The 12,974-nt window shown below is 68.0% G+C and carries 12 protein-coding genes; 5 read left to right on the forward strand and 7 right to left on the reverse strand.

Annotation, left to right across the window (positions count from 1 at the left end; translation table 11 throughout):
- Together GQF42_RS35840 and GQF42_RS35845 are read right to left on the reverse strand one after the other, a co-directional pair.
- A complete protein-coding gene (locus tag GQF42_RS35840; protein ID WP_158926894.1) occupies positions 1-765 on the reverse strand; it encodes an enoyl-CoA hydratase/isomerase family protein in 765 nt (254 codons plus the stop codon).
- Positions 762-1,958, reverse strand: a complete 1,197-nt coding sequence (locus tag GQF42_RS35845; protein WP_158926896.1) for a CaiB/BaiF CoA transferase family protein — start codon at positions 1,956-1,958, stop codon at positions 762-764. The genes GQF42_RS35840 and GQF42_RS35845 overlap by 4 nt, the downstream gene beginning before the upstream one ends.
- 98 nt (positions 1,959-2,056) lie before the next feature.
- Between GQF42_RS35845 and GQF42_RS35850 the strand changes: the two genes are divergently transcribed.
- Positions 2,057-2,851, forward strand: coding sequence for an IclR family transcriptional regulator (locus tag GQF42_RS35850; RefSeq protein WP_158926898.1), 795 nt, complete (start codon positions 2,057-2,059; stop codon positions 2,849-2,851).
- Here GQF42_RS35850 and GQF42_RS47800 read toward each other — a convergent pair.
- Positions 2,734-3,204, reverse strand: coding sequence for a PAS domain-containing protein (locus GQF42_RS47800; protein WP_407699512.1), 471 nt, complete (start codon positions 3,202-3,204; stop codon positions 2,734-2,736). The two genes, GQF42_RS35850 and GQF42_RS47800, sit on opposite strands and share 118 nt — an antisense overlap.
- Before the next feature lie 97 nt (positions 3,205-3,301).
- Between GQF42_RS47800 and GQF42_RS35860 the strand changes: the two genes are divergently transcribed.
- Positions 3,302-3,466, forward strand: a complete 165-nt coding sequence (locus GQF42_RS35860; RefSeq protein ID WP_158926902.1) for a hypothetical protein — start codon at positions 3,302-3,304, stop codon at positions 3,464-3,466.
- 486 nt (positions 3,467-3,952) lie between these two features.
- Complete coding sequence (locus tag GQF42_RS35865; protein WP_158926904.1) at positions 3,953-5,692, forward strand: DUF3533 domain-containing protein; 1,740 nt, start codon at positions 3,953-3,955, stop codon at positions 5,690-5,692.
- Positions 5,693-5,754: 62 nt separating this feature from the next.
- On the opposite strand, the gene GQF42_RS35870 is transcribed toward GQF42_RS35865, so the two are convergent.
- The 4 genes from GQF42_RS35870 to GQF42_RS35885 form a co-directional block, all read right to left on the reverse strand.
- Positions 5,755-6,411: a helix-turn-helix transcriptional regulator gene (locus GQF42_RS35870; protein WP_158926906.1), complete on the reverse strand. Its 657-nt coding sequence runs from the start codon at positions 6,409-6,411 to the stop codon at positions 5,755-5,757.
- Positions 6,412-6,443: 32 nt separating this feature from the next.
- Entirely contained in the window at positions 6,444-7,226 is a 783-nt protein-coding gene (locus tag GQF42_RS35875; RefSeq protein ID WP_233273591.1) for an alpha/beta fold hydrolase, read from the reverse strand.
- A 199-nt stretch (positions 7,227-7,425) separates the two neighbouring features.
- Entirely contained in the window at positions 7,426-8,646 is a 1,221-nt protein-coding gene (locus tag GQF42_RS35880; protein WP_158926910.1) for an FUSC family protein, read from the reverse strand.
- Between the two features lie 55 nt (positions 8,647-8,701).
- Positions 8,702-10,390 (reverse strand): alpha-keto acid decarboxylase family protein, encoded by a 1,689-nt coding sequence (locus GQF42_RS35885; RefSeq protein ID WP_158926912.1) that lies wholly within the window; start codon positions 10,388-10,390, stop codon positions 8,702-8,704.
- A 296-nt stretch (positions 10,391-10,686) separates the two neighbouring features.
- On the opposite strand from GQF42_RS35885, the gene GQF42_RS35890 reads away from it, so the two are divergent.
- Positions 10,687-11,880, forward strand: coding sequence for a PucR family transcriptional regulator (locus GQF42_RS35890; RefSeq protein WP_158926914.1), 1,194 nt, complete (start codon positions 10,687-10,689; stop codon positions 11,878-11,880).
- 306 nt (positions 11,881-12,186) lie between these two features.
- Positions 12,187-12,927: a carboxymuconolactone decarboxylase family protein gene (locus GQF42_RS35895; RefSeq protein ID WP_158926916.1), complete on the forward strand. Its 741-nt coding sequence runs from the start codon at positions 12,187-12,189 to the stop codon at positions 12,925-12,927.
- Positions 12,928-12,974 lie beyond the last annotated feature (47 nt).

Here is a 12,974-nt window from a genome sequence, read left to right on the forward strand (position 1 = left end):
TCAGTGCCGGTGGTATTCGCCGACCGAGCGGGCGAAGAAGGCACGCAGTGCCTCCTTGTGGTCGTCCTTCGTGAACAACTCGGCCAGTTCGTCGATCTGTCGACGGTGCGCCTGGTCCCGGCTCATCTCCGGAGCGTCGTTCGCGCAGCGCTTGGTGGCCTCGACCGACAGGGGGGCGCGGGTCGCGATCCGTTCCGCCTTCGCCAGCGCTACGTGCATGAGCGCCTCGGGTGCGCACACCTCGGTGACCAGTCCCCAGGCCGCGGCGCGCTCGGCTTCGTAGCGTTCGCCGGTGAGGAGGATCTCCTTGGCGGGTCCGAGTCCCACGATCCTGGCGAGGCGCCAGAAGTTCGCCATGAGGCCGACATTGACCCCGGCCGCGACGAAGGACGCCTCGCTCGAGGCGACGCGAATGTCGCAGGCCAGGGCCAGCTCGAATCCGCCGCCGACGGCCGGTCCGTTGACCGCGGCGATCACTGGAGCGCGGAACCTCTCCAGGCCGTCGACGATCCGCTCGAAGTCCGCCAGGAAGTCGGGCAGTTCGGTCCGGCTCATCCGTTGGTCCTGGACCAGGTCCGCGCCGGCGGTGAACACACCCCCGGCCCCGGTGAGGACGACCGCACGAATCTCCGGCTCCTCCTCCAGCCGGTCGATGGCCGCTTTCAGGTGCGCCCGGCTCTCCCAGGTGAGAGTGTTGACGGGCGGGTTGCTGAGTGTGATCACCACAACGTGCGGTGTGTGGTGCCTCAGCTGGACTGCGCTCACTTCTCCTCCTTGGCCACGCCCGCGGCGAGCAGGGCCTCGATCTCGGACCGCCCGAAGCCGGCTTCGGTCAGCACGTCGGTCGTGTGCTCGCCCAGCAGCGGGGCCGGACGATCGATGACGGCCGGAGTGCGGGAGAACTTGACGGGCACGCCGATGTGCTTCACCAAACCCGCCGAGAGGTGTTCGACCTCGACGAGCATCCGCCTGGCCCGGACCTGGGGGTCGGAATAGACCTGACCGATGTCGTACACGGGCCCGGCGGGAATGCCGTAGGGCAGGAGGATGTCCATCCACTGCTCGGTGGTGTACTCCAGGAATTTCTTCTGCAGTTGCTCGGTCAGCGACGGGCGGTTGGTCATGCGGGAGATCGGATCGGCAAACCGCGGGTCCGTCCCCAGCCCAGGCCACTCCAAGGCCTCCACGAGGCGTTCCCACATCCGCTGATTGGGTGTGCCGACGGTCAGCCAGCCGTCGGCAGTCCGGAACGCCTCGTAGGGGGCCGCGAGCCGCATCTGCGAGCCGAGCGGGCCGGCTACTTGCCCGGTGGCGAACAGGACGGCGCTCTCCCACACCATCAGGGAGATACCGGCCTCCAGCAGGGATGTGTCCACGTACTGTCCCTCACCGGTACGCAGACGGTGGACATAGGCGGCGAGCACACCGTTGGCGGCCAGGAGACCCGCGGTGAGGTCACAGATCGGCACGCCCGCCTTGACCAGCGCGCCACCGGGCTCCCCGGTGACGCTCATGATCCCGGACATGCCCTGGGCGATGAGGTCGTACCCGCCCCGGCCGGCCAGTGGGCCGTCCTGGCCGAATCCCGAGATCGAGCAGTAGACCAGGGCGGAGTTCCGTGCGGCGAGTCTGGGATAGTCGCAGCCGAGGCGCTGCATGGCGCCCGGCCTGAAGTTCTCGACGAGGACGTCGACTCCTTCGCTGAGCCTGCGCAGCGCGGCGGCTCCCCGCTCGTCCCGCAAGTCCAAAGCGATCCCGCGCTTGTTCCGGTTCACCGCCATGTATGCCGGCGACTGGCCGCCGGGGAAGTCGGCTCCCCAGCCGCGCAGTTCGTCGCCGGCCGGACGCTCGACTTTGATCACGTCGGCGCCCATGTCGGCGAGGAGCGCCGCGCAGTAGGCACCAGCCATCACTTGGCTCACGTCCAGAACCCGTACGCCGTCGAGGGGGCCCGCCATCGCATCTCCTGAGGACTTCGCGCTTTGTGCCGCATGGTGGAACGGCTGTGCTACTATGCGGTCCAAACGCTAGGGGAGCGGTCAGGAGGCGTCAACAGATGCGCAGTGTTTTCACGACCTTCACCGTGCTCGAAGCGCTCGCCGAGGCCCAGCCGGTCGGTGTGGGCGCGCTGGCGCGGGAGCTGGATCTGCCCAAGAGCACCGTGCAGCGCAGCCTGACCACGCTGGCCGAGGTGGGGTGGATCCGCCCGCTGGACGGCAGCGGCCACACACGGTGGATACTGACGGCCAGGCCCCTGAAGCTGGCCGGACACGTACTACGCCACGAGCGCCTGCTCCGTGAGGCCGCAGCGCCCGCGATGGCGGACCTCGCCCGGCAGACCCGCGAAACGATCCACCTGACGATCGTGGACGGTGACAGCGTGATCCTGCTGGACAAGATCGACAGCACGCACACCGTCCGCAACGTCTCCTGGGTCGGCGGTCGCGCTCCCCTCCACGCGTCGGCCTCCGGACTGGCGATCCTCGCCCACCTTCCGGCAGACGCGATCACCCGACACCCGCTGACCCCGTACACCGCGCAGACCGTGACGGACGCCGAGGTGCTGTGTGCCACTCTCGCCACGGTCCGCAAGCGCGGTTACGCCATCAACACCGGGATGTGGCGCGACGACGTGAGCGCCGTCGCTGCGGCGATCCTGGATCCGACCGGGGCGCCGGCCGCCTCCCTCAGCATCTCCGTGCCGACCTACCGGCTCTCCGACGAACTCCGCGATCAGTACGGCGTCCTGGTCCGCGACGCCGCCGCGCGCGTGACGTCCCTGTGGGACGGGCAGGACCCCGCAAACAGTCCCATGGCCGAACGGGAAGGCTCGGCCAGCGTCTGGGCGTAAGGCGTCGGGAACGGCAGGGCGCGCAGCCCCGGTGCGCCCTTAGGACGCAACCCCACGAGCCGCTCCCGTGCGGGGGCGCCGTTCTCCAGCACGCTGTACAGCATCGCCTCCACCTCATCGGGTGCGGAAAGGTCATACACGTCAGTGACGTGTCGGCCCACGATCTGTTCGGTGGGCGCCTCGTGCAGAATCGGCCTGGTGAGGTTGATCCGCAGGATGCGCAACTCCGTGTCCAAGATCAGCCGCCCGGTAGGGGACTGGCGGAACAGAGCCTCCAGCGCCGCAGCACCCCCGCCCGGCGAGACGGCTTCGTTTTGCGTCACGGCAACCCACCTCCACCATCCAGCCTGCACCTGGCTGCTGTGTGGCGCTCCCCGTTGCGGCCTCGGCGTGCTGTTGTCGAGCGCTCCGGCTCACCACTGTCATGGGCGGCGGGGCGTTGCAGGATCAATGCGCTCAGCTCGCCGTACCGGTCACGCCCCGGCCGGCCCGGCGCGGCGCGGCGCCGGAGACATCACCGCCGTGGACCACGCCCTTCTCGCCCACCTGGCACACGACGGCCGCGCCTCCCGTCAGGCCCTGTCCACCGACCTGCCGCCGTCGGACGCGCCCTGATCCGCCCGCCCGAAACACGCTCGACCCGTACGGCCGCTCCACGGGCGTCGGCACGCCCGACGTCTGGGCCGGACTGCAGACCTGACGCCACGTCGTCGCAGAGGTCTCCACCACGCCGGACTCCACGCTCCCGCGCCTCGTGGTCTCCGGCCGGACGGGCGCCTGTCGTGCCACCGAGGAGCAACTGCCGGAGAACACCGTGGCGGACCGCTCCGCGCACCCTCGACTACGAATTCCTGTAGGCCGAGCCGGCGAATCGGGCGCCGTCCCACGTCATCATCGAAATCCGGGCCCCATCCGTATCGAGTCGCTGCGCGGCATTGGCGCAGACGGTCCGCATCGGAAGGCGTGCACGCCGCGCGCGCCACATCCGCGCAGGATCGGCTCGCACGGACGTCGCTCAGGCCGCGCCGTAAACCCAGCCGCAGACCGTCAACCAGGGCCTGTCCGCAGCTCCACCCGGAACCCGAAAGGCATCCGACACCCATGACGATGAATGTTCCCGGTGTGCCGAAGGCCACCGCCCGGTACCTGCTACGCCGGCCGAACCTCTGGTTCTTCCCGACGCTAGTCATGATCGCGGTCAGCGTGGTGGTGTCGCTGTCCTACATCGGAGGCATCATCAACCCCACGGGCAACCTCCACCACCTCCCGATCGCGATCGTCGACGAGGACCAGGCGGTGCACGTCGACGGCCGGAAGGTGCACCTCGGTCCGCAGATCGTCCGGGCCATCACGACCGCGTCGGATTCCCGTCAACGCGTGGAATGGCAGACGCTGAGTCTGCGTGGGGCAGAAGCCGGGATGGACAAAGACGCAGTCTACGGCGCCTTGATCATTCCGGCTGACTTCAGCAGCGGCGTCCTGTCCTTGACCGGCCCCGTCGCGCCCCATGGGAGGGCTCCGCGGCAGCCGAGTGTCCACCTGCTCACCAACCCCCGTTCCGGCAGTGTGGCCACCTCCTCGGTACAAGCCGTCGGAGAGCGAACGACCCACACCGTATCGAGTCGTATCGCCGCGACGCTGGCTGCACACATGGAGCCCGCGCACCACACGAGCCGCCGGGCGATCCCGACCGCCGAGAAGATGTTGCTGGCCGACCCCGTCACGTTGCACACGAGCGAGCATCGCCCTCTCGGCAACCATTCCGGATTCGGCCTCAGCGCTTTTTACGTCAGCCTCGTCCTCACTCTTGGCGCCTATCTGGGTGCGGGTGTCGTCAGCAGCTCGGTCGATTTCGCTCTCGGATATCAGTCAGCCGAGCGCGGACGTCGCTGGTCCAGCAAGCTGCCGGTCCCGATCACCCGCACCCAAACACTGGTGGCCAAGACCGTCATGTCGGCCGTCCTGTCACCGGTCACCGCGACAGCAATTTTGCTCACGTGTAAATTCGCCCTTCACATGGATACACCCCACTTCGGTCAGCTATGGATCTACTCCGTATGCGCCTCGATCGCCGTCGGGGTGACCGCTCAGACCATCATTTCGCTGGTCGGAGGACTCGGGTCGCTGGTGGGCATGCTCTTCTTCGTCGCGTTGGCGGTGCCCTCGTCCGGGGGGAGCTTCCCCCTCCAGACCGTTCCCAGCCCCTACCGGTGGCTCGCTCAGTTCGAACCTATGCGGCAGATCGACGACGGCGTTCGCGCAATCCTCTACTTCGACGCCCGGGGCGATGCCGGCCTGACGCGTGGCTGGATCATGATCGCCTTGGGGTGTTTCGTCGGCCTGGCTCTGGGCCTGATCGTCGCGTGGATCCGTGATCACGGCGGTCACCAGCGGCTCACGAGCCATCAGATCACCGCCGCACATGCACACTTCCGCTCCACGGTCTCCCTCGCGGCCACAGCCGGCGGTACGCAGCACGAATCCGGTGGAAGGCCCGCTCCCAGAGCCGCTGCGCCCGACCGGCGCAACGCCACCGAGTCGACCGCTCCCTCGCAGGCAGCACCCCGCGTCTTCGGTCGGGTACGGAACTCTTACGGAGACGTTGTGTCCCTGGCCGCCGTCACCCTTCTCTCGCTTAATGGGAGCCAACTGGGCCGGATCGGCACGCAATCCGATGGCTCTTACGAAATTGATGCGCCGGCATCCGGAGCCTGCCTCCTTCTTGCTACGGCGGACGACCACCAGCCCCACGCCGCCATCGTTCAGATCGGCGACAGGTCTCGATGCCACGACGTCGTACTGAGCGGACTGAGCGGACTGAGCGGGACGGTTCCGGCATGACGAGCGGTGGTCCGGCGCCTCCGCCGTTTCGCCCGGTCACAGTGGGCGGGGCTCGCTCGACGTCACTTGCCTTCTTCGGAGCCGGGGGGCCAGGACGTGGGGCTCAGAATTCCGAGGACATACGCCTTGGCGACCAGTGCGGTCCTGTTCGGCACTTTCAGCAGGCGGCACATCCGGGAGAGATGGTAGTTGACGCCGTCCGCCGTGAGGCCGACCGACCGGGCGATCAACGCGGAGGTGGCTCCGGACGCGACCAACGCCAGGATGTGTGTTTCTTTCGAGGACAAGTCCTGCGCCAGATTCGGTTCTGCCCCGTGCGCCATCGGGTCGACGTGCAGGAACGCCATGAGCAGCGTCGGAGTGATGACTTCGTCGCTGACCGGTTCCACGGTGAGTTGCCCGGTTCTCGTCACGCCCTCGGCGTCCCACTCGACTCGAATCGGGTAGCGGAAACGACGCCCGAATCGAAGCCCCTCCGAGAGCTTGTGCAATGACTCCTCGTCCGGGGAGACCAGCAGATCGAGCAGGTTGAGATCACGCATATGTCCCGGCGTCAGGCCCCACAGGGCAGAAAATGCGGGATTGGTGATCACCAGCAATCCATCGGGCTGGCTGATCGCAGTGGGTGCCGGCGACCGGTCGAGCAGTCGCAGGAACCGGTTCCGCCAGACCGCCATCTCCTGTCGGAGGTCGGTCCATTCCTCCGGTTCATTGATCATGGACCAGTCGCCTCCTATAACGCGATACGCGATCAATAGCGCTTGTCCTCATGTGCCGAGATCACTCGCTCCGGCGCCTCCAGCGACGGCCAATGGCCCACGTCCGGCAGCTCGAGCAGCCGTGCCCCGGGCACGCGGTCGCGGATCCGCTCGGCGATGTGCGCCCCGGAGACCGGGTCCTGAAGACCCCACACGAACTGAAGCGGAAGGTCTGTCCCCTCGAGCGCGTCGACCCAGCGATCGCGGTACGTCTCCCGATCGCGGACATAGCGCAGCAGCAGATGGGAGTTCAGATGTCCGTCGTCACGGCTGTACGTCCGCCACATCTCCAGGCTGTCGGTCAGCGCGTCGTAGGCGGGTGCGAACGTGACGGCGAGGTCGGTGATGAATCGGTCCTGGTCGACCTGCGTGCTCAGCACGGGGCCGAGCTGGGGGTCCAGGAGCCGGCTTTGCGCGTCGGTACGCCGGTGCAGTTCGGGGTAGATGCCGCCGTTCATCAGAGTCATGTCGACCAGGGCCACAGACAGCGAGCCCTCCGAACGTCGTGCGAGCAGCTCCTGCCCGACCGAGCTGCCGTAGTCGTGAGCGACGACCCGGGTGGCACTCAAGCCGTGGTGCGCCCACAGGGCCTCCACCAGATCGGCCTGCTCCATCAGGGAGTAGTCGTGCTCGTGCGGCTTGGCGGACGCGCCGAAGCCGAGGAAGTCCGGCATCACCAGGGTGTGGTTGCGGGCCAGCTCGGGTGCGATCCTGGCCCACTGGTGGGACGACGCCGGGTATCCGTGCAGGAGTGTGAGCGGGGGCCCGCTGCCCATCCGGCGTACGAAGATCAGGTGATCGACGCCGCGCAGGCGGAGAGCGACGTACTCGCCTCCTGACCACCAGGCTTCGACGCCATCGGTTGACCCAGCGGCTGACATTGCGCGCCTCGCTCTCGGCTCACGTGACATGTCTACTCTCCGTGTCTCACGACAGATGTTCACGACAGATGTTCGAGACAGATGCTCGATCGGATCATCGACTCAGTACGCCACGAACGCTGACAACTTCAGCCGCACCTGCTTCTTCGGGTGGCTCGATGCCGTCCAGGTCAGTGAGGAGTCGCTCCACATCGGCGACGAGCGAACCGTAGACCTGCCATGCGCTCAGATCGGTCAGTGCGCCGCGCTCGAGCAGATCGGTCACCGTCGCATGCCAGGTCAGCATGCGATCGATCACTGTGCGCAACTGTCTCCGGGCATCGCCCTGACGTGCGTCGGCCGCCACACCGAGAGCGGCATATGTGAGGAAGACCTGCCCTGCCAACTCGAGGGCCTCCCCGTATCGCACTGCGAATCCCTGCTTCAGGCCGTGGTCGGTGCCGTCCTGGTCGAGGCTGTCGGCCAGAGTCCTGGCGATGCCTCGCACCTGGAACGACGCCCTGTGGAGCACTTCGAAGGCGTATTCGTGGACTGTGGACATGTGCTGTCGGTGCGCGGCTGCGCGGGCGTTCCAGCGCAGGCTCTCAGCAGCCTTCTGCACCTCGTCGCGAGCGTCCGAGACCTGCCGCTCCAGCTCTCCTGCCCTCTCCAGCCAGAGGTGCGCGTGACTCGCAGACCGTCCTTCCCGCACGTCACGGCCCATGTCCCGCAGCAACGTGCCCGTGCAGCGGGCCAGGCCGCGCACGGCGGCGTCGGACCGGCTCAGATACGTCGGTGGGAAGACCAAGGCATTGACCGCGACTCCCACCGTGGCGCCTGCAAGGGTGGAGACCGCGGGGACGACCACATGCCCGACCGGAGCCGCTGCGGCGGCCGACAGGCTGATCACCGCAGTCGAAGCGACTTGAAGCCGGTCCTCACCGTTACGACGTCCACCGGTGAGCAGCACCACGATCAGGACGGCCACGATGGCTCCGGCGGTGGCCCCCAGCAACCAGGCGGCGGCAACAGCCAGGGAGACACCTGACACCTGGATCGCCACCCGGCGCGCGGCATGGACCACCGAGCTGTACACCGTGGACGCATTGGCCATGACCAACGCCGTGCCGACGCCGAGAAACTGTTGCTGCCCCGGTAGCCACAAGGCGATGAGCTGCCACGCGAACACGGCTGCGACCAGGCTCTTCACCCCATGGCGCAGGACGTACTCACTCTCTCTCGCACGGACCGTACTGATCATTCGCAGCGCGGCCGTCCAGGCCCGCGGCATTACCGCCGTGCTTCCATGCCGCGTGCCGGGGAGAAAAGGATCCATAGTGCTGTTTCCGCTGATGGGGTGTCTCGATGGTCGGTCCGGGTGTCATCGGTGTTCAGCGGGCCGCGTCGGCATCCTGGGCAGCGGCGAGCGACTGCTCCGTGGCCCGCACGAGCACCTCCGGAACGTCCGACGGGGGCAGTACGGCCTCCAGCAGCACCAGGTCGGCCGGATCGGCGGCGCTGGCCAGTGCCGCGCTCAGCTCGGCCGGTGTACTCGCCCGCATGGTGGCCGCCCACTCGCCTCCCATGGCCGCCGGGAGCAGGCTCCAGTTCCATCGGGGAATGTCGTTGTAGCGACGTTCCCCACCGTGGAGTACGTTCTCGATGGTGTATCGGCCGTTGTTGATCAGCAGCACGATCGGCGTGCAGCCTTCCCGCAGATGGGTGCCGAGCTCCTGAGCGGTCACCTGTGCGGAGCCGTCCCCGATGAGCAGGATCGTGCGCCGCCCGGGCGCCGCGAGCTGTGCGCCGAGGGTCGCCGGGAGGGTGTACCCGATGGAGGCCCACAACGGCTGGCCGATGAAAGTCACCCCGGCCGGCAGCCGCATCGCCTGCGCTCCGAAGAGCGAGGTGCCCAGCTCGGCGACCACTATGTCGCCAGGCCTCAGAAAGCTCTGGATCGTCGGCCAGAACGTCGCGTGACGCAGGGCTTCCGCGCTGTCGGAGGGCGTCTCGTCGGCCAGGTCATCGGCTGAGGCCGGCGGAAGATCCGGACGCGCCCACGACCGGCCCGACTCGGCCAGCACCCCGGTCAGCGCACGCACGGCGTCGCGCATCGGCAGGGGAGCGAACACCCGGTCGCCGACGTGGGTGGCGCAGGGCTGTATGTCGATGGTCCGCTCCGCGTCGATACGGTGGCTGAATGCAGTGGTGCTGTCGCTGAACCGCACACCGACCGACAGCAGTACGTCGGCCTGCTCGATGGCGGCGAGCACCCGCTTCTCGCTGGCGGCGCCGCAGTAGGTGCCGGTGAAAAAGGGGGCGCTCTCGTCGAGCACGCTTTTGCCCATGGACAGCGTCGCGTTCGGGATCCGGCCGGCAGCGACCAGCTCGGCCACCTCGGCCCGGACACCGAACCGGTCGGCCAGGAAGTCGGCGAGCAGACCCAGTGCGTCGGCCTCGGCCAGCATGGTGCGTGCGGCGTCGGTGAACTCCGCCAGCACCCGGGCCGACGCCTCCGGCGCGGGTACGAGAAGCGGCTGCGTCGGCGGCTCGGCCGGGCTCGCGGCCACGTCGGTGGGCAGTACGAGGTAGCCGGGACGCCGTTCCCGTTGGCTGGTGGCCAGCACCCGGTCGATCTCGGCGATCGCGTTGCCCGCGCTCAGGTAGGCCTGGGCCACGGTGACCTCGGCGTGTGCCCGGGCGAAGTGCCGGTAGTCGCCGTCACCGAGGGTGTGGTGGAGCAGCGCGCCGGCCTGTTGCGCCGCCGTGGACGGTGCGCCCACGATGTGGATGACCGGGACGTATTCGGCGTAGGCGCCGGCGATCCCGTTGATCGCGCTGAGCTCGCCCACACCGTAGGTGGTCAGCAGGGCACCGGCCCCGTTGACGCGGGCGTAGCCGTCGGCTGCGTAGGCGGCGTTGAGCTCGTTGGCGTTGCCGACCCAGCTGATGCGGTCGTGCTCGACGATGCGATCGAGGAAGGCCATGTTGTAGTCGCCCGGCACGCCGAACACGTGCTGGACACCGATCTCGTCGAGCCGGGCAAGAAGGTGGTCGCCAACGGTGTAGTCGCCTGTCATGTCTGACCTCGGTTTCCGGCAGTTGCGCCTGTTCCATGGGTTTTTCGCTAACGGTTCGAGCATTTCACTGCATAACGGACAAAACTACGGCGAAAACCTGGAGATGCTGAGCCAGGATTTGTGGAATCCACGAGCCCGGGGCGCTGTCGGGCCAACCGTTCGCCGCTCACCCTTCGACCTCACGGCTCCCCGCGTCCGCACCCCCCGCAGGCCGATCTTCCGTCCGGGATTTGAGATTTTCACCACCCAGCGCTCTGGATCTACGGTGAAAAGCCAGAAATGCTAGGGTCGAGTTCGTGGAATCCGAGAACCCGGCACTGTCGACGCCCCTCTCGGGCGCGGCCCGGAACGCCGTTGCTCAGATCTGCGCGCACATCACCGACGACCTCCCGGTGATCAGTCTCGAGGTCGTCCGGCGAATCCGGGCCGAGATCCCCGACTACGCCGTCGTGCCTACGGAGGAACACCGGGACTTCGTGCTGTACCAGGGCCGCATGCTGTTCGCCGGAATCGCCGAGCAGCGGCCGCCGGGGGAGGAGCAGATTGCCCACGCCCGGGAGCTGGGGCGGCGGCGCGCCGAGCAGGGCCTGCCCATCGAACTCATGCTCGGGGCCTATCACGTCACCTTTCGTGAGGCGTGGAACCTGATCCTGCAGCGGGCCACGGCCGACCACCCCGAGCACGTCGGCGACCTGACGCATCTGGTCACGCTCATCTGGACCTGGATCCGGGTCCTCACCGGCAACGCATCCGAGGCCTACGGCGAGGAAGTCCGGCGCGCTCAGGTCACCCGGGTCACGCTCGCCCACCGGCTGTTCGCCGCGCTCACCGCCGACCCCGTCCAGGTGGAGGCGGCGGCCCCCCTGGCCCAAGCGCTCGGCTACCGAGTCGACGGCGAGTTCCAGGCGCTGTGCCTGCCCGCCGAGGACTGGCAGGACGACCGCACCGAACAGCTGCGCCTTCGGCTGACCGCCCTGACCGGCGAACTCCACTGCGCCACCGGCGGCGCCCGGCTCCTGGTCCTGGGGCAGCGGCACGACCCGGACGCCGTGGCCGCAGCCGCCGCGGCCATCCCGCCGCGGCGGGACGCCACAGCGATCGGCGTCGGCCTGTCCCGCCCCGGCCTGGCCGGGGCGGCGGACAGCATCACCGACGCGACCCAGGCGCTGTCCCGGACGGGCGAACAGTGCCGTGTCGTGTACTTCGCCGACGCCTGGCTCGCCGCCGGCCTCGGCGGGCAGGCCACCCGCTTGGCTCCGCTGTTCACCAAGGCCGTGGCCACGGCGCGCACGGACCCCCACCTGGCCCAGGCCGTGGTCGCATTCGCAGACCACGGCCTGTCGGTGGCCGCCGCGGCCCGCGGGTTGCACCTGCACCCGAACTCGCTGGCTTACCGGCTCGGCCGGTGGCACGAACTCACCGGATTCGATCCGCGCAGCGGCGACGGACTCGTCGCGTCCCTGGTCGCGCTCCGTCTCTATCAGACGTGACGGAGGATTCCTTCACCCTTGTCTGCCGTGGGGTGTGCGCCGCATGTGGACCGAGGCATGCGGGCGGACCGAGCGCATAGGTGCCGACTTGAGAGCAGGGAATGCCCGCGGGGAACGCTCACGACAATCACGGCGAGGGTCAACGGCGGGTCGGCACGAATGGTCCGTCGAGCCGAACAGCCTCGCCGGCGCCCGGTCGCGGTAGCACTCCGACCGGAATGCGACTCCATGCCGATTGGCGTAAGCACTACGAGAATTTGTAGTCGAGCTTCGGTGCGTCGCGGTCACGCAAGCCTAGATTGGCAAATGCAGGCAATCGCCCCGCAGTCCGGCGAGGTGCGGCCAACCATTCGAAATGGTGTGGACCTCGAAGACGCGGAGACGGTATGGCATGCGGCCCAACGGCCCGGCATACCGAGTGGCCCATCCACTGCCGCAGCAGAGCAGCACTTCACCGTCGCATTCCCAGAAGGAGCCGTTGTGTCCCGTCTTACCTACCCCGACCGGCAGGACTTTCCCAAGGAACTGCGTGAGTTCCTCGACCAGCTGCCGCAGCACGCGGCATTCGACATGCTGTCGCACTCGCAGGCCACCGTCGAGATCTTCCTTCGGCAGGGCCAGGCGCAGTTCACCCGGCTGGCGCTCTCCCCGCGAGACCGTGAACTGACCATTCTGACCACGGCCAGCGCCACGGACTGCGCATACGAGTTCACCCAGCACGTGCCGATCTCAGCGTCTGTCGGTGTGTCGGACGCCGTACGGGACGCGATCAAGCGCAAGGACTTCAACGCCCCGGAGCTCCCCGGCGACGACCGCGCAATCATCCGCTTCGTGGCCGCGGTCATTGCCGCCCCGACCGTTTCCGACGAGATCTTCTCCGCGGTGAAGGAGCGCCTCACTCCACGCGAGATCCTCGAGATCATGCAGGTGACCGGGTTCTACTGGTCCTTCGGACGGGTCTGCACCGTTCTCGATGTCGAGGTCGAGAAAGACCATGGTGATGCCGTGATCGACGCGAGCCGGCGCATGCAGGTACCGGCGCAGTGACGTGGGGGTGTCGGCCCGTACGGGGCCGACACCCCGGAGAAGCGCGA

Source organism: Streptomyces broussonetiae (assembly GCF_009796285.1).
Taxonomy (GTDB): domain Bacteria; phylum Actinomycetota; class Actinomycetes; order Streptomycetales; family Streptomycetaceae; genus Streptomyces; species Streptomyces broussonetiae.

Excerpts from the sequence above, each read along its gene's own strand:
- GQF42_RS35845 (WP_158926896.1), bottom strand. The coding sequence starts at position 1,958 with ATGGCGGGCCCCCTCGACGGCGTACGGGTTCTGGACGTGAGCCAAGTG.
- GQF42_RS35850 (WP_158926898.1), top strand. The coding sequence starts at position 2,057 with ATGCGCAGTGTTTTCACGACCTTCACCGTGCTCGAAGCGCTCGCCGAG.
- GQF42_RS35860 (WP_158926902.1), top strand. The coding sequence starts at position 3,302 with ATGCGCTCAGCTCGCCGTACCGGTCACGCCCCGGCCGGCCCGGCGCGG.
- GQF42_RS35865 (WP_158926904.1), top strand. The coding sequence starts at position 3,953 with ATGACGATGAATGTTCCCGGTGTGCCGAAGGCCACCGCCCGGTACCTG.
- GQF42_RS35870 (WP_158926906.1), bottom strand. The coding sequence starts at position 6,411 with ATGATCAATGAACCGGAGGAATGGACCGACCTCCGACAGGAGATGGCG.
- GQF42_RS35875 (WP_233273591.1), bottom strand. The coding sequence starts at position 7,226 with ATGGGCAGCGGGCCCCCGCTCACACTCCTGCACGGATACCCGGCGTCG.
- GQF42_RS35880 (WP_158926910.1), bottom strand. The coding sequence starts at position 8,646 with ATGGATCCTTTTCTCCCCGGCACGCGGCATGGAAGCACGGCGGTAATG.
- GQF42_RS35885 (WP_158926912.1), bottom strand. The coding sequence starts at position 10,390 with ATGACAGGCGACTACACCGTTGGCGACCACCTTCTTGCCCGGCTCGAC.
- GQF42_RS35895 (WP_158926916.1), top strand. The coding sequence starts at position 12,187 with ATGCAGGCAATCGCCCCGCAGTCCGGCGAGGTGCGGCCAACCATTCGA.